General features: G+C 44.3%; 22 protein-coding genes and 1 other annotated feature. Of the genes, 5 read left to right on the top strand and 17 right to left on the bottom strand.

The window, feature by feature from the left end; genetic code table 11:
- Positions 1 to 32 precede the first annotated feature (32 nt).
- The 5 genes from FD47_RS01660 to ezrA all read right to left on the bottom strand — a co-directional run bounded on the left by FD47_RS01660 (position 33) and on the right by ezrA (position 7912).
- Positions 33 to 2717 (bottom strand): valine--tRNA ligase, encoded by a 2685-nt coding sequence (locus tag FD47_RS01660; RefSeq protein WP_056979972.1) that lies wholly within the window; start codon positions 2715 to 2717, stop codon positions 33 to 35.
- Between the two features lie 55 nt (positions 2718 to 2772).
- Positions 2773 to 2984 (bottom strand) — a binding site (T-box leader).
- A gap of 27 nt (positions 2985 to 3011) precedes the next feature.
- Positions 3012 to 3521: a thiol peroxidase gene (tpx, locus tag FD47_RS01655; protein WP_008214937.1), complete on the bottom strand. Its 510-nt coding sequence runs from the start codon at positions 3519 to 3521 to the stop codon at positions 3012 to 3014.
- Positions 3522 to 3605: 84 nt separating this feature from the next.
- Entirely contained in the window at positions 3606 to 4823 is a 1218-nt protein-coding gene (gene thiI / locus FD47_RS01650) for a tRNA uracil 4-sulfurtransferase ThiI (RefSeq protein ID WP_054732499.1), read from the bottom strand.
- An 8-nt stretch (positions 4824 to 4831) separates the two neighbouring features.
- Positions 4832 to 5977 carry a cysteine desulfurase family protein gene (locus FD47_RS01645; RefSeq protein ID WP_054732496.1) on the bottom strand — a complete coding sequence of 382 codons (1146 nt, stop codon included), beginning with the start codon at positions 5975 to 5977 and terminating at the stop codon, positions 4832 to 4834.
- Between the two features lie 195 nt (positions 5978 to 6172).
- The gene (gene ezrA, locus FD47_RS01640) at positions 6173 to 7912 is read right to left on the bottom strand and encodes a septation ring formation regulator EzrA (RefSeq protein WP_056979971.1); all 1740 of its coding nucleotides are present in this window, start codon (positions 7910 to 7912) and stop codon (positions 6173 to 6175) included.
- Positions 7913 to 8089: 177 nt separating this feature from the next.
- Between ezrA and FD47_RS01635 the strand changes: the two genes are divergently transcribed.
- The 5 genes from FD47_RS01635 to FD47_RS01615 all read left to right on the top strand — a co-directional run bounded on the left by FD47_RS01635 (position 8090) and on the right by FD47_RS01615 (position 11703).
- Positions 8090 to 8548, top strand: a complete 459-nt coding sequence (locus tag FD47_RS01635; RefSeq protein ID WP_054732493.1) for a GAF domain-containing protein — start codon at positions 8090 to 8092, stop codon at positions 8546 to 8548.
- A 199-nt stretch (positions 8549 to 8747) separates the two neighbouring features.
- Positions 8748 to 9359, top strand: a complete 612-nt coding sequence (gene rpsD / locus FD47_RS01630; RefSeq protein WP_008214942.1) for a 30S ribosomal protein S4 — start codon at positions 8748 to 8750, stop codon at positions 9357 to 9359.
- A gap of 201 nt (positions 9360 to 9560) precedes the next feature.
- Positions 9561 to 10835 (top strand): replication-associated recombination protein A, encoded by a 1275-nt coding sequence (locus FD47_RS01625; protein ID WP_056979970.1) that lies wholly within the window; start codon positions 9561 to 9563, stop codon positions 10833 to 10835.
- 8 nt (positions 10836 to 10843) lie between these two features.
- Positions 10844 to 11149: a hypothetical protein gene (locus FD47_RS01620; RefSeq protein ID WP_008214944.1), complete on the top strand. Its 306-nt coding sequence runs from the start codon at positions 10844 to 10846 to the stop codon at positions 11147 to 11149.
- 71 nt (positions 11150 to 11220) lie between these two features.
- Complete coding sequence (locus tag FD47_RS01615; RefSeq protein ID WP_008214945.1) at positions 11221 to 11703, top strand: universal stress protein; 483 nt, start codon at positions 11221 to 11223, stop codon at positions 11701 to 11703.
- Between the two features lie 118 nt (positions 11704 to 11821).
- Here FD47_RS01615 and FD47_RS01610 read toward each other — a convergent pair whose 3' ends face one another.
- The 12 genes from FD47_RS01610 to FD47_RS01555 all read right to left on the bottom strand — a co-directional run.
- Positions 11822 to 12730, bottom strand: a complete 909-nt coding sequence (locus FD47_RS01610; RefSeq protein ID WP_056979969.1) for a helix-turn-helix transcriptional regulator — start codon at positions 12728 to 12730, stop codon at positions 11822 to 11824.
- Positions 12731 to 12843: 113 nt separating this feature from the next.
- Positions 12844 to 13386 (bottom strand): DNA-3-methyladenine glycosylase I, encoded by a 543-nt coding sequence (locus FD47_RS01605; protein ID WP_082402577.1) that lies wholly within the window; start codon positions 13384 to 13386, stop codon positions 12844 to 12846.
- A gap of 31 nt (positions 13387 to 13417) precedes the next feature.
- Complete coding sequence (locus tag FD47_RS01600) at positions 13418 to 14848, bottom strand: glycerophosphodiester phosphodiesterase family protein (protein ID WP_162260754.1); 1431 nt, start codon at positions 14846 to 14848, stop codon at positions 13418 to 13420.
- 151 nt (positions 14849 to 14999) lie between these two features.
- On the bottom strand, positions 15000 to 16130 hold the full coding sequence (locus tag FD47_RS01595; protein WP_056979967.1) for a D-alanine--D-alanine ligase family protein: 1131 nt from the start codon (positions 16128 to 16130) through the stop codon (positions 15000 to 15002).
- A 169-nt stretch (positions 16131 to 16299) separates the two neighbouring features.
- Positions 16300 to 17073 (bottom strand): hypothetical protein, encoded by a 774-nt coding sequence (locus FD47_RS01590; RefSeq protein WP_054732480.1) that lies wholly within the window; start codon positions 17071 to 17073, stop codon positions 16300 to 16302.
- The gene (locus tag FD47_RS01585) at positions 17063 to 17941 is read right to left on the bottom strand and encodes an ATP-binding cassette domain-containing protein (RefSeq protein WP_056979966.1); all 879 of its coding nucleotides are present in this window, start codon (positions 17939 to 17941) and stop codon (positions 17063 to 17065) included. The genes FD47_RS01590 and FD47_RS01585 overlap by 11 nt, the downstream gene beginning before the upstream one ends.
- Positions 17938 to 18306: a GntR family transcriptional regulator gene (locus FD47_RS01580; protein WP_008214963.1), complete on the bottom strand. Its 369-nt coding sequence runs from the start codon at positions 18304 to 18306 to the stop codon at positions 17938 to 17940. The genes FD47_RS01585 and FD47_RS01580 overlap by 4 nt, the downstream gene beginning before the upstream one ends.
- A gap of 26 nt (positions 18307 to 18332) precedes the next feature.
- Positions 18333 to 20153, bottom strand: a complete 1821-nt coding sequence (locus FD47_RS01575; RefSeq protein ID WP_235806043.1) for an FtsX-like permease family protein — start codon at positions 20151 to 20153, stop codon at positions 18333 to 18335.
- 25 nt (positions 20154 to 20178) lie between these two features.
- Positions 20179 to 20931, bottom strand: coding sequence for an ABC transporter ATP-binding protein (locus FD47_RS01570; protein ID WP_008214966.1), 753 nt, complete (start codon positions 20929 to 20931; stop codon positions 20179 to 20181).
- 206 nt (positions 20932 to 21137) lie between these two features.
- Positions 21138 to 22007, bottom strand: a complete 870-nt coding sequence (locus FD47_RS01565) for an SPFH domain-containing protein (protein ID WP_008214967.1) — start codon at positions 22005 to 22007, stop codon at positions 21138 to 21140.
- A 77-nt stretch (positions 22008 to 22084) separates the two neighbouring features.
- The gene (locus tag FD47_RS01560) at positions 22085 to 22915 is read right to left on the bottom strand and encodes a MetQ/NlpA family ABC transporter substrate-binding protein (RefSeq protein ID WP_054732477.1); all 831 of its coding nucleotides are present in this window, start codon (positions 22913 to 22915) and stop codon (positions 22085 to 22087) included.
- 19 nt (positions 22916 to 22934) lie between these two features.
- The coding region (locus FD47_RS01555; protein WP_056979965.1) for a methionine ABC transporter permease at positions 22935 to 23475 on the bottom strand (541 nt) is incomplete at its 5' end.

Raw genomic sequence — 23475 nt, 5'->3', positions numbered from 1 at the left:
CTGCTTGGGCCCCCCTCGCTTATTCGTATCGTTTATGACAGTTCATTGATGATCTGGGTTAAACGATCCTTAGCAGCGTCAAGCTTTGATTGATAATCAGCCTGTTTCTGCTTTTCTTCGTTAACGACAGCATCCGGTGCATTTTCAACAAACCTTGTATTAGCCAATTTCTTAGTGGAACGCGCAACTTCAGCGGTAAACTTATCAACGTCCTTTTGAACACGGGCTTTTTCCTCATTCAAATCAACCAGTTCTGCTAACGGAACGTAGATTGTTGCATCAGTAATCACAGCCGACATTGATAATTTAGGTGCGGTCACTTTACGGTCAATCGTTAATTCCTGCGTGTGGCAGAAGCGATCGATGTAGTCACGATTCGTTTCGAAAATTGATTTCAAAGTATCGTTATCCGTCTGTACCAACATGTCAATTGGAGACGACAGCGGCGCGTTTGCCTCGTTTCGAATGTTTCTGACGGCCTTAATCAAGTCAATCAGGGACTGCATTTCGTGTTCCGAAGTTGGATCTGAGAAACGCTTATCAGCCGTTGGATACTCCGCGGTTACAAGGGATTGGCCTTCGTGGGGCATCTTTTGCCAGATGTATTCCGTTACGAACGGCATGATTGGCTGTAACAGACGCAATGTCTTATCCAAAACATAGGCCAGGATATTTTTGGTGTTTTGCTTGAGCTTTTCATCGTCACCCGTCAAGGCTTCCTTGCTCATTTCAATATACCAGTCACAGAAGTCATTCCAGATGAAGTCGTATAAGGTTCGGTCAGCCTCACCAAAGTTGTATTTGTCAAATAATTCGGAAACATGGGCAATGGTTGCGTTTAACCGGCTAAGAATCCATTTATCGGATAACTGCCATTCTGACGAATCCGGCAATTCCGGTTTACTAATTCCGTCAAGGTTCATAATAACGTAACGACTGGCGTTCCAAATCTTATTAATAAAATTCCAGGCAGAGTCCATTTTGTCATAACTGAACTTCAAATCTTGTCCAGGAGTCCCCCCAACGGACAAGAACCACCGTAAAGCATCGGCGCCATATTTATCAATAACGTCCATTGGATCAATCCCGTTACCCAAAGACTTCGACATCTTTCGGCCTTGCGAATCCCGAATTAATCCATGGAGCAACACATCCTTGAATGGTCGTCGATGGGTAAACTCAAGACTTTGAAAAATCATCCGGGAAACCCAGAAGAAGATAATATCATATCCCGTAACCAGCGTATCAGTTGGGAAGTAACGCTTCATATCATCGGTATCATCAGGCCAACCCATCGTTGAGAATGGCCACAGGGCAGATGAGAACCAGGTATCCAAGACGTCAGGATCCTGTTCCCAATTTTCGGCATCCTTAGGAGCGTCCATCCCAACGTAGGTTTCGCCGGTTTTTTTGTTGTACCAAGCAGGAATTTGATGACCCCACCAAAGTTGACGGGAAATCACCCAATCGTGAACGTTTTCCATCCACTGCGTAAAGGTTTCTTCGAACCGCGGCGGGAAGAAATTAACTTTATCGTCAGTCGACTGGTTTTTAATCGCCTGTTCAGCCAGGGGCTTCATTTTCACAAACCACTGCGTTGATAGCCGCGCTTCAACCTGAACCCCGGTTCTTTCCGAATGGCCAACCGAATGGACGATCGGATCAATACTCAACATCAAACCTTCATCTTCAAGATCCTTCACCATTGCTTTTCGGGCTTCGAAACGGTCCATTCCCTGGTACTTGCCAGCCTTTTCGTTCATGGTGGCGTCCTCGTTCATGGTGTTAATCCGTTCCAGATTATGGCGATTACCCACTTTAAAGTCATTTGGATCATGGGCGGGAGTGATCTTCACCATCCCCGTTCCAAAATCGGGATCAACGTACTGGTCGGCAATAATTGGGACCTCACGATTTACCAATGGGACGCGAATCTTCTTACCAACAATCGATTTATAACGTTCATCGCTAGGATTAACGGCAACCGCGGTATCACCCATCATCGTTTCGGGACGGGTCGTTGCGATCTCAATGTAATCTTTCCCGTTAAAAGTAGTCCCGTCGGTAAATGGGTACTTAACGTGATAGAATGCCCCCTTGTCATCCTTATGAATCACTTCAATATCAGACAGCGCCGTCCGGGCTTGGGGATCCCAGTTGATAATGTATTCGTCCCGGTAAATTAAGCCTTTGTTATAAAGGTCAACGAAAACCCGACGAACGGCCTTCGACAACCCTTTATCAAGGGTAAATCGTTCACGTTCATAGTCCAGGGAAAGCCCAAGTTTTGCCCATTGCTCCTTAATTGTTGCGGCAAAGTCATCTTTCCATTCCCAAACTTTTTCAATGAACTTTTCGCGACCTAAATCGTAGCGGGAAATCCCTTGTTTTCGTAACTTGGCTTCGACTTTCGCCTGGGTGGCAATTCCTGCGTGGTCCATCCCTGGCAGCCAAAGCGTATCATAGCCTTCCATTCGCTTCTTTCGAATAATCATATCCTGTAGGGTGGTATCCCAAGCATGACCTAAATGAAGTTTCCCGGTAACGTTGGGCGGTGGCAAAACAATCGAAAACGGCTTTGCTTTCTTATCGCCGCTTGGGCGAAATACCCCCTCATCCAGCCATTCATTATACCGACCGTTTTCAACGGCCGTTGGGTCATACTTTGTTGACATGTCAGCATCAGTTGTTGATGCGTTGGTCTCTTTTTCTGACATTGCAATTCTCCTTCCCATCTCTTTATGTAAATAAAAACACTCCGTCCTAAAAAAATATTAGGACGAAGTGTTCGCGGTACCACCTAAATTGGGCAATGAGCCCCACTCAGTATCCTGATAACGGTCAGATAGTACCGGCTCATTCTCTTCGTAAATCGAATGAACAGCTCTCAAGTTACTTTCGAACAACCATCTGTGAGAATTTTCCATTTACCATTCTCTTTCTGAAACAGATCAGCAGCCTACTCTCTTGATCAATGCTTTAACGTAATTCTAATCTTACTCAAGAATTGACTAATCGTCAACACGCTTTGCCAACTTTTCCAATGCAGCCAGCGCATCCGCATAATCGGGTTCATCAGTTATCTCGGGAACAATTTGGCGATAAACAATTTTCCCGGTTGCGTCAACAATAAAAATTGTTCGCGCCAAGGCACCAAAGTTTGGCATATACAATTTCATGGCATACCCAAACGAGAGGCTTTCGTCCGACAACAATTTCAAATTCGAAACACCTTGAGCGGCACACCAATCTTTCTGCTGTTCAAGGGTATTGTTGGAAATTGTGAGAAAGTTAGCATCCGGGTACTTATCTGCCTGCTGGTTAAACTTACGGGTTTCTACTGAACACACTGGTGTATCAATGTCCGGAACCGTGGAAATTAATGTAATGTGGCCAACAATGTCAGCCGTTTTAACCTTGGAACCATCGGCATCTTCCAGCTTAAACTTCGGTAGCTGTTCACCGACTTCCGGAGGATTTCCGAATAATTTTTCATCTTTACCATTGATAGTGACTTGCATACAAACACTCCCTTGGTGATTGAGTCAGTTAGGCTTATAAATAATGTAGCCTAATCCGCAACTTTAAGCAAGTAATCAACTAAATTAAAGTAACTCGGCAAAGGCATCAACGTCTTGATTCAAGAAATCCTCGCCTGGCTTAATATCGGTGATTTGAATGTGATCAATCGCCTTTTTCATCAATCCCTCAACATCAATATAGCCTTCAAACTGGCGTGATCGTTCGAGGTTTGGCCGTGTCTTTGGTGCTGGCGGCGTAAAAATCGTACAGCAATCTTCGTAAGGCAAAATCGATAAATCGTAGGTTGCAATATCCTTTGAAATTTTAATAATTTCGGTTTTATCCATTGAAACCAACGGCCGCAGTACAGGCATCGTTGTTACATCATTGATCGCCCGCATACTCTCGAGGGTCTGGGAAGCAACTTGCCCCAACGCTTCACCGGTAAAGACACCGCCACAGTGGCGACTCTCGGTAATCTGAGCGGCGATTCGTAACATCATCCGCCGTTGAATGGTCATCAAATACCCTTCAGGAACCTTTTCTTTAATGGTTTCCTGAATTTCTGTAAACGGCACTTGAATAAACTGAATATTACCGGAATACTGTGCCAAAACTGACGTCAACTGCTTGGCTTTGTTAAGGGCCTGTTCACTGGTGTAAGGCGGACTATAGAAATGAATCATGTCAATTTTAACGCCACGCTTCATGGCCAGGTAGGTGGCAACCGGCGAATCAATTCCCCCGGAAAGCATCATTGTGGCCCGACCACCAGTACCGACGGGCAGGCCGCCAGCACCATGAATGGTTTCAGAAGATAAGAATGCGCCGTTCATCCGAATTTCTACTCGGATTGCGATGTCTGGGTGTTTGACGTCCACGGTAATGCCCGGGACGCCTTCCAACACGTAGTCGCCCAGCATATTATTAATCTGGTTAGTGTGATATTCGAAATGTTTATCCTGACGTCGCGTATTAATCTTGAATGTATCACCGTCATGATATTGTTCCGTTGCCATTTCCAGCGCGGTCTTTTTGATAGTCGCCATATCCTTTTCAACTCGAATCGATGGATAGAGCGTTTCAATCCCAAAGACCCCCTGGAGGGCCTTAATGACGCGTTTGTCATCCTCACCGTTCAGTGAGACATGCAGTCGATCCCGCTGTGCATGGACTTTGACCGCCGGAAACTGGTGGAGAACCGCACGAACATTACGGCCAAGCTGGCGAATAAAGTCCTGCCGGTTCTTTCCCTTTGTTGAAAGTTCGCCATAGCGAACCATAATTTCGGTATAGTGCATAATTACTCCTAACTTAATTTGTCAAATTCTTCATACAATTGATCAAATACTTTAATGAATTCTTTGGCTTCATCAAGCGTATTCTGGTCGCCCAATGAAATTCGTACTGCGCTGGTCGCAATGTTTTCTGGAACCTTCATTGCATTGAGCGTCCCCGCTTCATCGTGATCCTTGGAGGAACAAGCACTGGTGGTTGAAATGTAGATGTGATACTTTTCAAAAGCATGAACAATCGTTTCCCCACGAACCCCTTTAATGGCGAAGCAGAGAATATGGGGGGCAAATGTCGCATCGTTTTTTGAAAAAATCACGACTTTATCAAACTGGGCGATGTGGTCAATAATCAGCTGTTTAATCTGGCATTCTTCACTAATGGCAGCCGGCTCTTTGTCCAATACAAGCCGAATCGCCTTAGCCATCGCAGCAATTCCAGGAAGGTTTTCGGTTCCGGAACGTTGATTTTTTTCCTGACCACCGCCATTCATCAATGGGGCAATTCGCCGCCCTCGCCGACCATAAATAAAACCGGTCCCGCGAGGAGCGTGAAATTTATGGCCAGAAAAGGCCACAAAATCGACCCGATCGTTAAAGATCAGGTCTTGAATACCCTTGCCTAATCCTTGAACGGCATCAATATGGAAGTGAATCTTCGGATAACCTTTTAGGAGCTCAGCAGCCTCTTTAATCGGCTGAATCGTTCCAATTTCATTATTGACCGCCATAATTGAAACCAACGTTGTATCCGGGCGAATTGCGGCTTTTAAATCGGCCACTGAGATGCGGCCCTGGTCATCGACAGGCAAATAGGTAATCTCATAGCCAAGGCGTTTCAACTGTTCCATTGAATTGCGGACAGCTGCATGTTCGACGGAAGTTGTAATTAAATGCTTACCATATTCCCGTTTCTCAATTGCGGTTCCCTTAATCACCCAATTGTCGCCTTCAGTTCCCCCGCTCGTAAAGTAAATTTCATCAGCGTGCACGTGTAACAAATCAGCAATCTGCTTACGTGATTGTTCCAGCAAATTGAATGCCTGCTCGCCAAAGTTATGAAGACTTGACGGGTTACCCCAAATTTGCTGACTGACTTTATTGTACGTGTCGAGAACTCCAGGTAATATTTGGGTTGTCGCACTGTTATCAAAATAAATCATTTGAAACCTTCTTCTCTTATTTATTGGTTCGACTCCAACAAATATAACTTCCACGATGATACACCCAAACGCCCTGCATCACAAGTCATGCGGCGCTTTAAAAATTGGTCATTAAACGGGACGTTACAAGCGATCAGCTCATAACGTCCCGTGAAAGGTCCCCTATTCAATTAAACGTTAAACAGGCTTGAAGTTCTATGACTGCCCTTCGTCTTGCTTGGGTTTGGCAGTCACCCGTTTCTTGGCTTTAAAGTAGTCATCCTTAATTTTGTCAAAAATTCCGGAGGACTGGTTTTCCAACGCGCTTGAGATAATCTCAAGACTTTGTGCATAATCAAACTGCTTTTCAAAGCAGGTCTGAGCCTTCGAACTGGCAGAGGCAATTTCTGGGTTGGAGCTAATAAACCGGTTGGCATACTGAATGGTTTGTTCCGCAAGGTTAGCGTTGTCCAAAAGCTGATCCGTCTGATCATTCAACGTATCCATGTCCGACTGAATAATAATGACCTGTTTACTAATGTCATCAATATTAATTTTTTCCTTGCCCAGGTCATCTTCAAGATGCGTGATTTCCCGCATAACCGCGGTAAAACTATCCTGATAAGAATCCGGAAGCCCCGGAAGATTTTGATTGTCGATACGGCGCCGTTTGTTTCGCATGTCCAAATCAAATTTGGTGAGGGCATTGCGGGCATTCTTTTCCTTTTCTGGTAAATCAATGATCGCTTCAAATAAATCTTTCTGCCCGTTTTCAATTTCCGCCAAAGCCGTCAGCATTTTCTGCTGAGTCGCATTAATCTGGGAATAGACCGCGGTTGCATCTTCCATAGCCGCCTTTTGGGAAGCAAACTGTTTTTCAAGGGTTTTAATCTGACGATCAAACTGATGATTATTCTCAATTTCCTGATGGTTCAGAATGTAAGCTTTGTTCAGCCGCTTTAACCGCTGCGTCAAGTCATCGTTTTGGCGGCGAACATGAGCCACATACTTTCCTATCACGTCGGTATTTTTCTCAACGTGGGTCCGGGCTTGAAGTTCGGTGTCCATGGCCGCGTACAACTTGTCAATGGCATCCTCAATCTTTTGATTATTGGTTTCAACAGTTTGCACTTTGAGATTCTTCAACTCAACCCGGTTAGCTGCGATTTGATCGTGAATTTTCTTCAAATCGGTCGCAAAGTGGTCGTCAGGAAAGTTATACCCCTTTTTCTTCAGTTCGTCATAGCCGGTTTGAATCTCGTCGAGTTGCGCATCAAATTCCTTGTTAAGCGAAGCAAACAGCTTCGGAATTCGCTTCATGTAATCTTCAAGTTTGCTGGTTGACGCATTCAAATCGTTCAAGACTTCGTCGGCAGCGCTGGGATCCCCACTATTCGTAAGTTTGGTAAACTCATCGAACGTTCCTTCAATATCGGCAAGCATTTTCTCCAGGCCATCAATACTGGGCCCAAATGAGGCATTTTCATTCAAAATATCTTCTCGCAGCCGTTTATACTTTTTCTCAAGCTCGGAAACTGCAAGGTGATGCTGCTTATTTAAATCATACATTTGTGCCAAGCCGGCCTGAATTTCTTTCAGGGTTGCATCGGCATCCTTAATGGTTTGATTCGCTGTCTGCCAGTCTTTGCGGGTCTTAATAAAGTTAATTCCCTTGCCGTCTTCCTTAACGGTCTTGATTTGACTATCAATATCCGGTAACATCTGATTTTGATAGTGCTGGTACTTATTGTATAGTTGGCCGTACTTTTTCTTCGATTCGCCGCTCAAATTCATCTTCTTGGCTAATGCAAATTCGTCATCCAAAGGGATTTGAGTGAGTTTCTTTTTATTCTCATAGACGTCGGTTGCCATCTTAATCGTTCGCCGTTGATAAAATACAAACCCCAGGTAGCAGGCCCCAACTACCACTACAATAATGATTAGCAAAGTAAACATTCGATCCCATCCTTCAGAAATAAAGATATTAACATGTGCATCAAAAACACATGACGCTAGCAAAAATGCCCCAAACACTTTATTATGTATTCATGATTATCATTAAGGTGCTCTAAACTGAATTATATCATAGTAGCAACGTTTCACCAGACTATTTTTAAGTGAGGAAATAAATTTATGCAAAATGTAACCGATTTGGTCAATCAACAACTGGATGCTTTACTGCAGGATGAAACTGACATGGTTGCCAACATGGCTAACGCTGCGGCTTTACTGAATGTCAGTCTTGACCAAATAAATTGGGTGGGCTTTTATCGCTACAACTCCAAAAATAACGAATTAATTCTTGGTCCGTTCCAAGGAAACGTTGCTTGTATGCACATTAAACCCGGAAACGGTGTTTGTGGGACCGCGTTTTCTGAAAAACGGGCAGTGCGGGTTGCCGACGTTCACAAGTTTGCCGGCCACATTGCTTGTGACGCTGCTTCTAAATCTGAATTGGTCATCCCCATCTATAAGGATAATCAACCAATCGGGGTTTTGGACATTGATTCCCCCGTTTTAGACCGTTTCTCAGAAAAGGACGAAGCCAAATTAAGCCAGTTTGTGGATATCTTTATCAAACACATTGACTAATGGCGAAATTCTTTGTACACTGTAGTTTGTGTAAAATAACGCAGCAGTAGGCGGTAAGCTCGTCAACATGTTGTTGCCTGATCCTGGGTTCTGCAAGTAACTCAATTCGGCTGCTTGAGCGAAAGAGCAAAGCAACATGCACGAATACTAAACCTGCAATGGCTTTATTTTACTCCAAAAAATAATTGGAGGATTTTTTATGTCTAGATATACAGGTCCAAGTTGGAGAATTTCACGTCGTTTAGGTATCTCACTTTCAGGTACCGGTAAGGAATTATCACGTCGCCCTTACGCTCCTGGTGATCATGGCCAGGGTCGTCGGCAAAAGCTTTCTGAATATGGATTGCAATTAAAGGAAAAGCAAAAGCTTCGTTACATGTACGGATTGACCGAACGTCAATTTTCAAACTTGTTCGTTCGTGCCGGTAAAATCCGTGAAGGTAAGCATGGTGTTAACTTCATGATCTTACTCGAACGTCGTCTTGATAACATGGTTTACCGTTTGGGATTAGCGACTACTCGTCGTCAAGCTCGTCAGCTGGTTAACCATGGTCACATCACCGTTGATGGCAAGCGCGTGGATATTCCTTCATACGAAGTTGAACCAGGCCAAGTTATCTCAGTTCGTGAGAAGTCAAAGGACATTCAAGTTATCAAGGATGCCGTTGAAGCCGTTGTGGGTCGTCCCCAATACGTTAGCTTTGATGCCGATAAACTTGAAGGGTCATTAGTTCGTCTTCCACAACGTGAAGAACTCGATGCCGATATCGACGAATCACTAATTGTTGAATACTACAACAAGTTGGGTTAATTCATTTTCCCAATCAAGGACGTTTTGCGAAAGCGAGACGTTCTTTTTTTCATGCGTGAATGCCCCCAAATCAGAGGGATCTAACACCCTTGGGGGTTCGGCAGCCATCTGAATTTCGTTATCCGAAATGATATAATATTCAAGATGGTTTCGCTGATTTATCAGCCGATCCAAACCGCCTAAACGAAAGGAGCTTTAAGCATGCAGCAGCCATTGGCTTATCGAATGCGGCCCACCAAAATTGAAGAAGTTGTTGGTCAGCAAGACTTGGTGGGCCCCGGAAAAATTATCAACCGGATGGTTCAGGCAAAAATGTTATCCTCAATGATTCTATATGGGCCACCCGGCACCGGCAAAACAAGTATTGCCAGCGCAATTGCCGGTTCAACAAAGTATGCATTTCGCGTTTTGAACGCGGCGACCGACACTAAAAAGGATCTTCAAATTGTTGCTGAGGAAGCAAAAATGAGTGGCACGGTTGTCCTCTTACTAGATGAGATTCACCGTCTTGATAAGACCAAGCAGGATTTCTTATTGCCACTACTGGAAAAGGGAACCATTATTTTGATCGGCGCAACGACTGAGAATCCGTATATCAATATTAATCCCGCGATTCGCAGCCGAACCCAGATTTTTGAGGTTCATCCCCTTTCAGGAAGCGACATTAAGGCAGCCGTAAAGCGCGCATTGGCGGATGACAAACGCGGCTTGGGAACCTATCCAGTCGATCTAAAAGCCGATGCCATGGATTTTCTGGCAACCGCGACCAATGGTGACTTAAGAAGTGCCCTCAACGGTCTTGAACTTGCGGTAAAATCGACTCCCAAGAATGCCAAGGACAAAATTGAAGTCACCCTTCCCGTTATCGAGGAGTGTCTCCAGCGAAAGTCATTGAGCGCGGATAAAGATGGTGATGCCCACTACGACGTCATTTCAGCCTTTCAAAAATCAATTCGCGGATCAGATGCCGATGCCGCGCTCCATTATGCCAGTCGCATCATCGAGTCAGGCGATCTGGTGTCGCTGATTCGCCGTCTGTTGGTCATTGCCTATGAAGACGTTGGCCTGGCCAATCCAGCTGCCTGTGAGCGCACCGTGATGGCTGTGAACGCGGCCAAACAATTAGGATTACCGGAGGGGCGCATTCCCTTGGCCAACGCCATTATTGAACTGTGTCTGAGCCCAAAGTCGAACTCGGCAATGACCGCGATTGATGCGGCGCTTAGTGACGTTAAGGCGGGAAACTACGGTGACATTCCTCAATACCTCAAGGATGCCCATTACAAAGGTGCCAGCAAGCTGGGACACGGTGTGGACTATCAGTACCCCCACGACTTTAAAAATGACTGGGTGAAGCAACAATACCTGCCAGATAAAATCAAAAATGTGCAATATTACCATCCTAAGGACAACGGCAAAATCGAAACGGCCCTTAAAGAACAATATTTACGTCTAAGACATTCTGCCGGACACTAAAAATTGGAGTGAAAACCTTGTTAATTAATTTACTGGTGGCAATTGCGGTCATCATTGCTTTCTTCATTGCATACTACCTTCTATCCCACCTGCATAAAACCATGTTTGAAATTGAGGTCGCCAAAAATGCCCGCCTATCAGGTGCGGCGAAAAGTGGCGGCATTATGTTCATCATTCTGGGACTGATTGGGGTCCTGGCAATGATTCTTGGAAATATGATTCTCGTTCTGGTATTTCTAGTCGGCGCGACGTTTGGCGGCCTAATTTTAGAATTCGTAATTTTAAACATTATCACGCATCGTCACGATTCTTAATATTTAATATTTTGTTTTTATCGTGAAATAACGTACAATTGAGTTATAAAGATGAATAAGAGGTGGGCACAATGATACAACAATATAATCAGATTCTGGTTCCTGTTGATGGCTCTTACGAAGCTGAACTAGCCTTTAAAAAGGGCGTGGCAGTTGCAATTCGAAATCACGCATCTCTTCACTTGCTTCACGTTGTCGATACACGGGCTTTCCAGAACATTTCCAGTTTTGACACATCGATGGTCGAACAGGTTACCGATACTGCAAAAGAGACCCTGGATAAATACATTGAGGAAGCTAAAAAAGCAGGATTATCCGACGTTGACTATTCGATTGAATACGGGGCTCCAAAAACGGTCATCGCTCGAGATGTTCCCAGAAATCTGAACGTTGATTTGATTATGATTGGGGCAACTGGTTTAAACGCCGTCGAGCGCCTTCTAATTGGGTCAGTAACTGAATATGTTACCCGAACTGCGATCTGTGATGTCTTGGTTGTCAGAACTGATTTGGATAACAAACCAGCCAAGAATCCAAGCAAACGGGTCGGCTAGTTATAAAATTTGATCACTATTCCATAACAAAAAGAAGTTTTCGACAATTTTGTTGTCAGAAACTTCTTTTTTGTGTCGCCGATTAACTTTTAAAACCAAGGATCACCAATCCTGAGGGCTAAATACTGAGGGTTTGCCGGCCATCAATTTTGTTCAGCTCTTGTTTAACCAATTGAATGATGTGGGCCTGACTCTTATCCTTAATTTTGTTGCAGAGGGTTTGATTTCCTCGCAGTTCAGCAACAAACATTGCCGTGAACTGTTTCATAGTTGCTTCAACAATTTTGCCCTGAGCGTACAGGCAGCGGGATTCGAGTTCTTCTAAAACGTCAACCTTATACAGGCAGTCGTCAGCCGTCAACCGGTTCAGAATTGCCGTACAAAGCTGTCGGGCCCGATCAAAATGGTTAAGTTCCAAAAACGTGGCAATGATATCAATATACAAGTCCGTAACGGCGCAAATATCATGATTATCATGTTTGATCTGATCTAAAATTTGAATGCTCTGTTCAATGTACCTCAAGGCCCGTTTAGGTTTTTCGAACTTCTGATAGGCTAATCCGAGTCCCAAATTTGACCAAGCGTGATAAAAGCGGAGACTCTCACATTTATATTGGGTTAGCATCCAATTAAAATGATAGATCGCCTCATCAAGATCGTCATCAATGTATAATTTGACAAACCCTTTATAACAGTAATACTTCCCCTCAGCAAATCGGTTATCCAGTTTATCAAAATTAACCTTACCAATTCGTTGCTGCGCCTGAATATAGAGATGCCGGCGCATGTCTTCTTCGATGTATGAAAATAGTTTATCCCCATATCGTGGGTTATGGGAGACGTCAGTCAGCTTAATTTCCAAGCGCTGACAAATTTGGTTGAGAATCTCAAAGCTTGGACAATTATCGCGATTTTCAATCATGCTAATGGTTGCCTGGGTACAAATTCCGTCTGCCAACTGAATTTGAGATAACCCCTTTTGTTTGCGGGCAGCTCGAATCGCTGATCCCGTTATCTTAGTAGCCATTTAAATAATTCCCTTCTACTCTCATTTCACGCATGGAATTGACAATGTGATGGATCATTTTGTTGTTAATGTGCGTCACGCCCTGGCCACACCATTCAATTTTTGATCAATAATTATCTAAATTCACAATCTAGCAGATGGTCGTTAATGACCCCGACGGCCTGAAGGTAGCTGTATGTGGTAATTGGGCCCATTCGTTTCAAGCCCATGGACTTAAACGATTTTACAAATGGACTGATGAACGTTTGGTAATTTTCCGGCTGGGCTGGTTGGGTCAACATGTGATCCAAAGTAACGTAGTGGACCGGCGCCCAGGTTTGATCAACGAATCGGGCCGGTTGATTGGCAACTACCTTCGCATTGGTGATGATCGCCGCAATTTTGGCCCGGTTTCTAATCACGCGCTTGTCCTGACAAAACTTGTCAAGTGACTGGTCGTCTAATTCCGCCAGATACTTGATCGAAAAATGATGAAACACTTGGTTCATGCCATCTTCAAACTTCAAAACGGTCTGAAACGTTAAGCCAGCCTGCATAATTTCGAGACACATCGCGGTAAATAGCTCTTGAACCTCTCGGGTGGGTTTTCCCCACCGCGTATCATGATAAGTCATTAATTCGGGGCTTTTAGTCGCCCACCCACATCTTATTGTCATTTTGACACCTCCAAAGGAGATATACGTAAAGTTATAAATAAGTGATCAAAAAATTGAAAACCAAAAGAAAATAGTCATGAGGACCAGCTCGCCTTAACAGGTGAAGTTTCGTTGCCTGATCGGTTACTTGGCCATCAATGCCCATTAACTGCAACCGTTTCATCGTTACAACCCGATTGTCCGTCCATGCGTACACGGGTCGGGATTGCGGAATTGACCGTAACAGAAACGGCGTGAGCGTAATGTGTTGTAAGGTGTAAAAGTCAACCTTGTATCGGGCAATATCGGCAAAATTCAGCATCGTTACCAGACCAACTTTGATTGCCGGTACCCGGTCCTTAATTTGCCGAAGCTCTTTATAGCCCACGGAATGCACCATGTTTGGCTGTTTGACCATATCCCTACCAAACTGTGAAGCAAACCGGGAACCCATTAGTGGATCTGAGTGATTCGTAATTTTGAGTTCAACGATAATTGGCTGCTTGATTCTATTTGCTATATACAAATATTCTTTAAAAAGCTCAACGTGATGGTACCGCCGAATCGTTTTCAGTGACAATCGGTCAATTTCAACCCTGCCCCTGCCGGGAATCGAGACGGTATCGTCATGCGCACAGATGAACTGGTGATCAGCCGTTTCCTGAATGTCCATTTCAACGTAGGCAAAGTGGCGGTTCGCATTCTTTTTCAGAGCGGCAATCGTATTCGGCTGATCGTCTCCATTAATAACCCCTCTGTGAACAATAATGATTTGTGGTCTGGACGCCGGCCGATATTGGGGCGTCAAAGCACCAACTGCCATGACCAATACAAGCAAACCAAGCAATGGCCCAAACTGAGCCTTTGTTATTCGCAAGCCATTTGGAAAATCTCCAAACAGCCGAATAACCACCAGAATCTCCAGCAACGGTACCAGGGTATTGATTACCCCAGCAACAATCGCCAAAGTTAATTGACTTGGCCATACGTAAGATACCAGTGCCCCAATTGCGACGATCCCGATGATACAGACCGCAGCCAAAACAACCTGAACAATTGAGAACCCGAGGTCACGAATGGTAAATTCATGAAGAACGGCTTTAAAGGCGGTTAACGGATGATCCGTCGTCAAGGCGAATAGGTGGCCGTTCACCCGCCGAAAGACCAGTGCCCCAACCACATAGATCAGAAAAACGAGTCCGCCCCAGCCGATCAACCAAAATCGATTGATTGTCAACCACGTAAACTGGTTCCCGGTTAATGGAATGGCTGTTTTGATGTAGCTGCTGAGGCCAAAGAAGCCAAATGGCAACAGGGCAATTCCTAACCCCGCCATATTCACGAAGAAGACGATCCGAGCTCGGGGTTTACCCCTAAGCCCTCTTCCGGGTCCTTTAGAAAGTGTGGTTTGAATCATCAATCCCATTAATCCCCACACAAGTAATGATGAAATTGCCACCGCCACGGGTCTTAGCGACGCCATCATCCACCACTTTAAAATTGCTAAACTCGCAGTAAAACATAGTAATTGAAATTCAAAATTTTGATAGACGCGTCGATGCACTGAACTCACCTCACAAAAAAACCGAAGCAAACTTAGCAAAAAGTTGGCTGCGGTCATTATTTAACGGTACTTAATTGTTAACATTTTGGTCCTTTGGTGGCAACGGTTTGAAGTCATACAAAATCTTTGACTGGCGCTCATGCTCTTCGTTGGCCAGCAAAATCAAGCGGTCAATCAGATCGCTGTATGAAATACCGGACGCTGCGAAAAGCTGCGGGTATAAACTAATATTGGTAAACCCAGGCAGCGTATTGACCTCACTCACATAAGGCGTTTCCGCTTGTGACACCAAGAAGTCAATTCTCGCCATTCCCTTTAACCCAAGGGCGCGATACGAATCCAGGGCCATCTTAGTTAATTTCTGAGCGAGATCCTCAGAAATGTCAACGGGAACATCAAATTTAACTTGGCTGGCGTCTACAAATTTATTGTCGTAAGTGTAAAAAGCATCCGTTGCCGGGACTTTGATTGCCCCAACCTTAGAGGCAATTGGATGGTTATTGCCCAAAACCGAAATTTCCAATTCTTCCGGCCCCTCAATCGCTTCTTCTACCAACACCTTACTGTCATACCGGAACGCGTCCCGAATGGCTTCGCTGTATTCCTCGGCATTTTCAACCTTGTGAATACCGACCGAGGAGCCCTGATTTGCAGGCTTCACGAATAATGTGCTGCCAAGTTCTTCGCTTAGTGATTGATAGCTATACCGTTCAACCGTTAACGGCGTCAGAAGTTCATAGCGGGTTGTGGCAACCCCAGCCAGCTTCAAAATCTTCTTGGTAATGTCCTTGTCAAACGACATTGCGGATCCGAGTACCCCGCTGCCAACGTATGGTTTACCGAGCAGTCGCAGAAGCCCTTGAATCGTGCCGTCTTCGCCTAAATTCCCGTGAATGATTGGGAAAAAGACGTCAATATTCGCATCCTCCCCTAAATTGAGAACGGGTGCGAGTGGATTAGCCTTATCAAGCTTGGCAATTTCCTGGCGCGCAACATCATCTTCGGGTTCGCCGTCAAAAACCCGAGTTGATGCTTTTGTGCCTAAGAAATAGCCGTCTTTTGTCACTAAAAATAAGCTAACGTCATACTTATCCTTATCCATTGCATCAAAAATATTGTGAGCAGAACGCTTCGACACGTCGTGTTCCGAAGAATTCCCACCAAATATTAGGCCAACATGAACTTTTTTATGATTTTCCATGATTTCCCATCCTATTCGTATATATTTCAGAAACTTAAGTATAACATCAAAGCGTCAGATAATAAATATTTTTAGCAACCAAATTGATATTTGCCATCATAATATCATCCAAATTGACATGAAAAGTCCGAAACCGGGACAAACCAGCTTCGGGCTTTTGTTGACGAACCTACTCGCGTTTAAGTTGCTTTTTGGAAAACAGATATTTTACAATGAATAGCATCACGGCGCTCAAAATAAACATGGTCACCATCACTGGGAATGGATTATAGACCCCTGATTGACTGGTGTATCCTAAAATGAACTTGGTAAAATTCTCTATCCAGGTGTAGCGAAAGGCAGCGTTACTAATCGCGCCCACCACATACATCAGGGTAACGCCGCCCACAATGGGGACCGCCACCAAAAGAACGCGCTGCATTGTTTTTGAAAATAAGGACAGAAAGCTGCCAATTGTCATGCCCATTAAAGTAAACATCGCCAATATCAGCGCACTGAAAATAAAGTTCATCAAAACGGTTACCCCGCCGTTTGAGAAGAAGTACCGATAACCACTCATAAATAAGTTAAAACTCATTCGGTGGGTCATTGGCACATAGATCGCGTAGTTATACAGCAGGTTAACTGAATTGCCGATCAAGACAAATATGCCATAAACTGAAATTTGAGCTTCAAAAAATGTCGTGCGCGAAATGCCGTTTTGGATGAGAAATTTAAAGTTTTCGTACGATAACGCTGCCAGCACAAACATAAAGAACCCAAAGAACCCACTAATTGGCGAATTCTTAAGAATATTGGTAAACGAGTAGCTGCCCAACGTTCCGGTTATTAGCGATAAGAGAAATGGTAATAGGTAAATGGTCACAAAGGTGACTAAATACATTTCGCCGAGAATAATAATCTGTCTTCTGAAAAGATACTTCGTGACCTGCTTAGTTTTCATAATGCCGACTCCCTTCAAACTGATTCGTCAGAAAAATGAAGAGCTTTTGCAAATCAAAATTCGACAGTTGGACCGTATCTGGCAGTCGCCGATCATCTAATTCTCCGTAAACGTAATTTACCCGAATGTTGCCCATATCATCGTGGCCAATGACATTCAGCCCCTTTGTATAAGCGTCAACATCCCGTTGGGGGCCGACCACCGAATGGGTTTTGGCCAGCACTTCTTCGACGGGTTGGTCCAGCATAATTCGACCTTCGTCCAAGACAATCACGTCGCTAATGAGGTTGGCAACTTCTTCAATGAGATGCGTTGAAATGATAAATGTCCGCGGATTGTTTGTAAACGAATCGATGAGTTCGGAGTAAAACATTTCTCGATGATTAGCGTCCAGCCCAAGAACCGGTTCATCCAGTAAAACAAACTTCACCGGCACGCAGAGGGCCAATATGAGTTTAAAAATTGAGTTATAACCGGTCGATAATTTACCGAACTTAGTTGCCATATCAAGTTCAAACTTGGTTGCCAACCGCTTTGCCAATTGATGGTCAAAACTACCATACATCATCTCGGTATCCGCAATAATTTGGTCAAGGGTGCTGCCGTTTGAATACAGATTGACTTCACTCATTAAAAACATGAGCCCTAATTTGGCATCATTATCATTGATGTTTTCAGAGTCAATCTTGACTTCGCCACTATCGGCAAACGTGCGGTTCGTCATAATGTTCAGTAAGGTACTTTTCCCCGCCCCGTTACGACCCAGGAGACCGTAGATTTTACCTTCGTCAAACGTGATCGTGACATCTTGAAGGACATTTTTTGACCCAAATGATTTTGATACATGACTGACCTCCAACATACTCATCGCTCGTAACCTCGCTTTATCAATTCCAGTAATTCTGCTTCAGAAATATTTAAATTGCGGGCTTCTTTAACCAAGCCAACAACAAATTGTTCAAAAAAGTGATCCCGTTTTTCATTCAGAATCCGTTCACGCGCTCCCGGCGCCACAAACATTCCTAATCCCCGCCGCTTTTCAATCAAATTCTTGGCAGAAACGATATTCATGCCCTTTAGGACGGTTGCCGGATTAATGTGAAATTCTTTGGAAATTTCGTTGGTTGACGGAATCTGGGTGCCCTCTTCGAACCCGTTTGAAGCAATTGCATCTTCAATTTGCTCGGCGATTTGGCGGTAAATTGGCTCAGAACTGTTAAATTGAAATTGCATAAATCACCACGCCACCATTCTCGTCATTATTTCTCGGTACTTGTTTCGGGAATAACAATTTTTTGATAAATCAAAACCGTAATCCCAAAGTAAATCAAATATAACACGACAAATCCAATTGCGGAATAGGCAAATGTGCCATAGGCATGGTACAGCAACCCCGAACGGATGAACATTTGCAGGCCAAAAGCAACGTCAATCAGGCCTAAGATGGCTGGTAATCCGAATAATCCCAAGATTTGAAGGCGGATGGATTTTCGCAGAGTCTGTTTTCTTGTGCCAATTTTATTAAGCATTTCAAAACGAATCTTGTCGCTGTCAGCACCACTAAGGATCTTAAACATCAAGCAGCTGGCAAGCATGGCCAGAAAGGCAATTCCTAAAAAGATACCCATGAATTCCATGCTGGCAAACATGCTCTTCATTGTCGTATATGTGATGAAAGATTCGCCAAGGGCTTCTGCTTGGGCGCCCATTTCAGCCTTCTGTTGGGCATGAACAGCTTTAAGGGCGTGGTACTGACCGTTCAAATCGTGTACCCGAACTAATTGTAATTGATTGGTTGACTGGCCAAGCTGATTAAATGTGGCATCACTCACAAATCGAACTCTAAGTCCTTGAATCGTCGGGTTCTGAAGCATCTTAAACTGCCGGTTAGCTTCGGAATTAGGGTTGGCCAGCTGGGTGGTTGAACTCTTTTCAACCTTAGCAGTTCCGGCATCCTTTCCCTTCATGACAAAGGATGAGTAAAAAATGGGCTTTTCTTTAAACTGATCAATTCGATAATAAACCGTTTTGCCAGCAATCTTTTGTTGATAATTTGAAACGGTTTTGCCGTCAACTTGATCAATCAATTTAGTCATTTTAGATGACGGATTCGTGTTCACAATGGCGTAAGCGTTTGACCCGTTGGCCAGTTCAGGGATATCGTTTTGAAAACCAACACCAACCGTAATTGCGCCTAGAGCCAGTGCGAACAGCAAGGACACAACCGATAAAATTTTTGTGTAATCTGAAATTCGAAACTTCAGCTGAGCAATCGTAAAGCTATTGATTCCCTTCTGGTTGAATGACGATCTTTGCAGCCACTGGAGCAGCATGACAAAGAACGAATTGAAAACAAAATAGGTTCCAAATACAATGGTAATAAGTCCAATTGGGATCGCCGTAACTAATAAATGCCGAATATCATACATGGCGTAGTAGCCAACAGCTAATAACACGATTCCCAGAATTGCTTGAATAACTAATCGGCTGGTCTTCGGTTGCTTCCAATCGCTCAGACTTTCAGAACGGAGAAGCTGAAGCGCAGGCGTCTTGATGAACGTGCGTGCGTTCATAAAGCCCGCGATCACGAATAATACCATGAATAGCAACAGCGTTGTCCACACGGCCGGCAGATAAAATGGCGTGAAGTACTTCAGCGGAATTGCCAAGGAATTGACCAGGACCCCACTCACAAGCTGTGTCAGGCCGACCCCCACAATCGTCCCGACAACCGTTGAAATGAGCCCGACAACCAGTGTTTCCAACGTTATTAGAGAACTAATCTTCTTTGATTTAGCACCCAGCATCATGAACAAGCCATAATCATGTTTTCGCATGCTCATCAAAAAATTATTGGCGTAGAACACGTACACAAGGGTAATCATGACTAATAAAATTGAGCCAAAGACAAACACCGCCTTGGCATTTTGGCCAACCGTCGTCGATAACACAAACTTGTTATTGAGGGCGATGGCTTCAAACATGTAAAAAATGGCTGAGGCCATGATCATCCCAGAAAATAAAACCAGGTAATCTTTCCAACGGGCTTTGACCCCCGACAATGAAATCTTGAATAACATAATCTCTCTCCTTTTAACGCTGTGATTACTGTTCAAAGGTTCCTAATTTTTCAAGGATTTCCTGATAGAACTCGTTTCGGCTTCGATTACCAGCTTGAATTTCATCACCGATTTTGCCATCCTTAATAAACATAATTCGTTTACAGAAGCTGGCTGAGAACGGGTCATGGGTTACCAGCAGCACCGAAACACCTTGCTCATTGATATGGGTAAGCGTCTCTAAGAGCTCCCGGGCGTTCGTTGAATCAAGCGCCCCGGTTGGTTCATCACCAAAAATAATCGAAGGATTGGAAACTAATGCCCGAGCAGCGGCAACCCGCTGCTTTTGGCCCCCTGATAATTGCGTTGGGTACTTACTTAATAAATCCGCGATTCCGAGGGTCGCCGCCGCCTGTTGAACTCGGGGCTCAATGGTACTCGATTGCGTATTTTGAAGAGACAATGGCAGGGCGATATTTTCAGAAGCGGTCAAGGTTTCTAGTAAATTAAAGTCTTGGAAAATAAAACCAAGTTTTTTAGAGCGAAAATCCGACATCTGGTTGGGCGTTAGGTCAGTCACATCATTGCCATCAATTTCAACGGTGCCACTGGTTGGCTTATCAAGCGTTGCCAGAATATTCAACAACGTGGTCTTCCCGGATCCGGAAGCACCCATGATCCCAACGAAATCGCCCTTGTCAACGGTAAAGCTGATACCCTTCAAGGCTTCGTACGGCTTCTCGGAATGTTGGTCATAGATTTTTCTCAAATTTTGTGTTTTAACGATTTCTTCAGTCATAGTGTCCTCCTGTATTGGTTCATTACTTATGTGACTAACTATATATGCAACCAACCAAATTGTCAATCAAAAACTGGCATAAATTGCAAGCCAAATTTAGGCCAAAGGCGCGCACAAAAAGACGCCAATCCCTTACTTGGAATTGGCGTTTGGTTTATTGACATCTGGATTAAGTTGGATGACCCATCGCTGAGCCCTTCATCAGGCTAGTTCAGCGTATCCGTATTAATCACGTTTTGCGTCCCCCGCTCGGTAATAATTGAAACGAGTACGTTATTAATCATTTGAATCTTCTTTTCATCGGGAATTTCAATGCTAATATCCTTTTGAAGCTGCTGAACAGCTTCTTTAGATATCTCAACGGCTCCCTGAACAATAATTTTTCTGGCTGACAGAATCGCCGTCGCTTGCTGACGTTGAAGCATTGCGCTGGCAATCTCAGTAGCATAAGCCAAATGGGTTAGGCGAGTTTCCATGATCGTCAGCCCAGCAACTTTTAACCGCTCCTGCAATTCAGCCTTTAACGCTTCAGAAACCTCGGTTGAATTCCCTCGAAGCGTCAACGTGTCAGTCTTCTCATCAAAGCTGTCATAGGGATACTGACTGGCAATGTGGCGAATTGCCGACTCACTTTGGATCTCAACAAATTGTTCGTAGTCCTCAACGTTGAAAATAGCCTTGGCCGAATCAATGACTTTGTACACGATGACCGCGGCAATTTCCACCGGGTTTCCCTTTGAGTCATTTACCTTGATAATCTGACTATTAAAGTTCCGCACCCGCAACGAAATCGTTTGCTTGCTAGTAAGGGGCACCGTCATAAATAGACCCGGCGTCCGAATGGTGCCAATATAGTTTCCGAAGAAGGTCATGACTTTGGCCTCGTTCGGCTGAATAATGGTCAATGAACTGGCAAATAGCAGGTCGAGGATAATAATAATTGCCCCAAAAATAATCCAACTCATTGCGCTTGTCTGACTGCCGATCCAGAGAAGATACCCCCCGCAAATCAAAAGTGCCAGGGCGATCACTAATCCGATGTAGCCATTAACATGAAATACATTTTTTTCTTCCAAAAAACTTCCCCCTTATACCAAGCGTCACGTTAACCGTTACCCTTAGTATAAAGCGGAAGTTCTTAATTTAATAGGATTTACTTAACATTCTTTTCGGGAAGAACGGCCCCTTTATAGTGATGATAAATCCACTTCTGAGTCTTTGTCGACTGCAAAACTTTCACAAGTTTCTTAATTGCCGGCTTGTTCTTATCCTGCTTACGAGTGGCAATGATGTTCACATATGGGGTATCCCGCTTTTCAACCGCAATCGCTTGGGTCCGCGGATCAAGGCCAGCCCCAACAGCGTAGTTGGCGTTAATCACAACGGCATCGCCTTCACCATTTTTATAGATGGTTGGCAGCAATTTCGGTTCGTAACTGTGCTTGAACTTTAGATGCCGTGGGTTTGACGCGATATCACTGAAGTTAGCTTGGGTAATCTTAACCCCCTTCTTAATAGTAATGAGGCCAGCGTCTCTAAACAGTGTCAAAATTCTCCCATAATCTGGGGTGTTGCTGCTGACAATGATGGTTGCCCCTTTTTTAAGATCCTGAAGTTTTTTAACCTTCTTCGAAAAGACAGCAATTGGTTCAATGTGCACGCCACCAGCATTTACAAGTGTGCCGTGATTTTGCCGATTCCACTGTTCCAAAAACGGAATGTGCTGGAAGTAGTTGGCATCCAATTCACCGTTAGCCAACGCCTTATTAGGCATGACATAATCTTGGAAAACCGTGATCTTTAAGTTAACGCCCTGCTTTTTGAGCTCCGGGGCGACGTGCCGTAAAATTTGAGCATGGGGGACTGCCGATGCCCCAATTTTAATCGTGGTCATCTTCTTCGAACTGTTAGATGATGACGAGCAGCCGACTAATAAAAATGCTGTGAATAAGACCGCAACGATGCTGAGTAATTTCTTCTTCATGCGAAACCCTCCAAATAAATTATCGTGTTCGTTTATCAGTTATTCTAACGAACCAATCCCCAATAAATTGAACAATAAACACAAACAAACAGATGATAACCGTTGCCACTAAGGTGACGGTGTTGTTACTTGCCTGAAAGCCATCCTGATAAGCTAAATTACCCAAACCACCGGCACCAATTGCCCCGGCCATAGCGGTATAGCCAATCAGCGAAATGGTCGTGACGGTTGCCCCAGCGATCAGAGCCGGTTTACTTTCCGGAAGCAGGACCTTCATGATGACTTCCCAGGTCGAAGCCCCCATTGACTCAGCGGCTTCGATCACACCAGCATCGACTTCTCTAAAGTACGACTCAACCATCCGGGCATAAAACGGCGATGCCGAAATAATTAGCGACGGTAATGCAGCTCCCGGACCAATAATCGTTCCGGCAAGCTTCATGGTGATCGGTAGTATCAAAACAATCAAAATAATAAACGGGATTGACCGAAAGATATCAACAAATAGCCCAACGATCCAATTAATAATTTGAAGTGAACCCTGCAAGTTGGACACTTTA

Origin of the sequence: Lentilactobacillus parafarraginis DSM 18390 = JCM 14109 (genome assembly GCF_001435895.1) — a bacterium.
Taxonomy (GTDB): domain Bacteria; phylum Bacillota; class Bacilli; order Lactobacillales; family Lactobacillaceae; genus Lentilactobacillus; species Lentilactobacillus parafarraginis.
The sequence above is the reverse complement of the archived record's forward strand: the minus strand, read 5'-3'. Positions and strand labels throughout refer to the sequence as shown.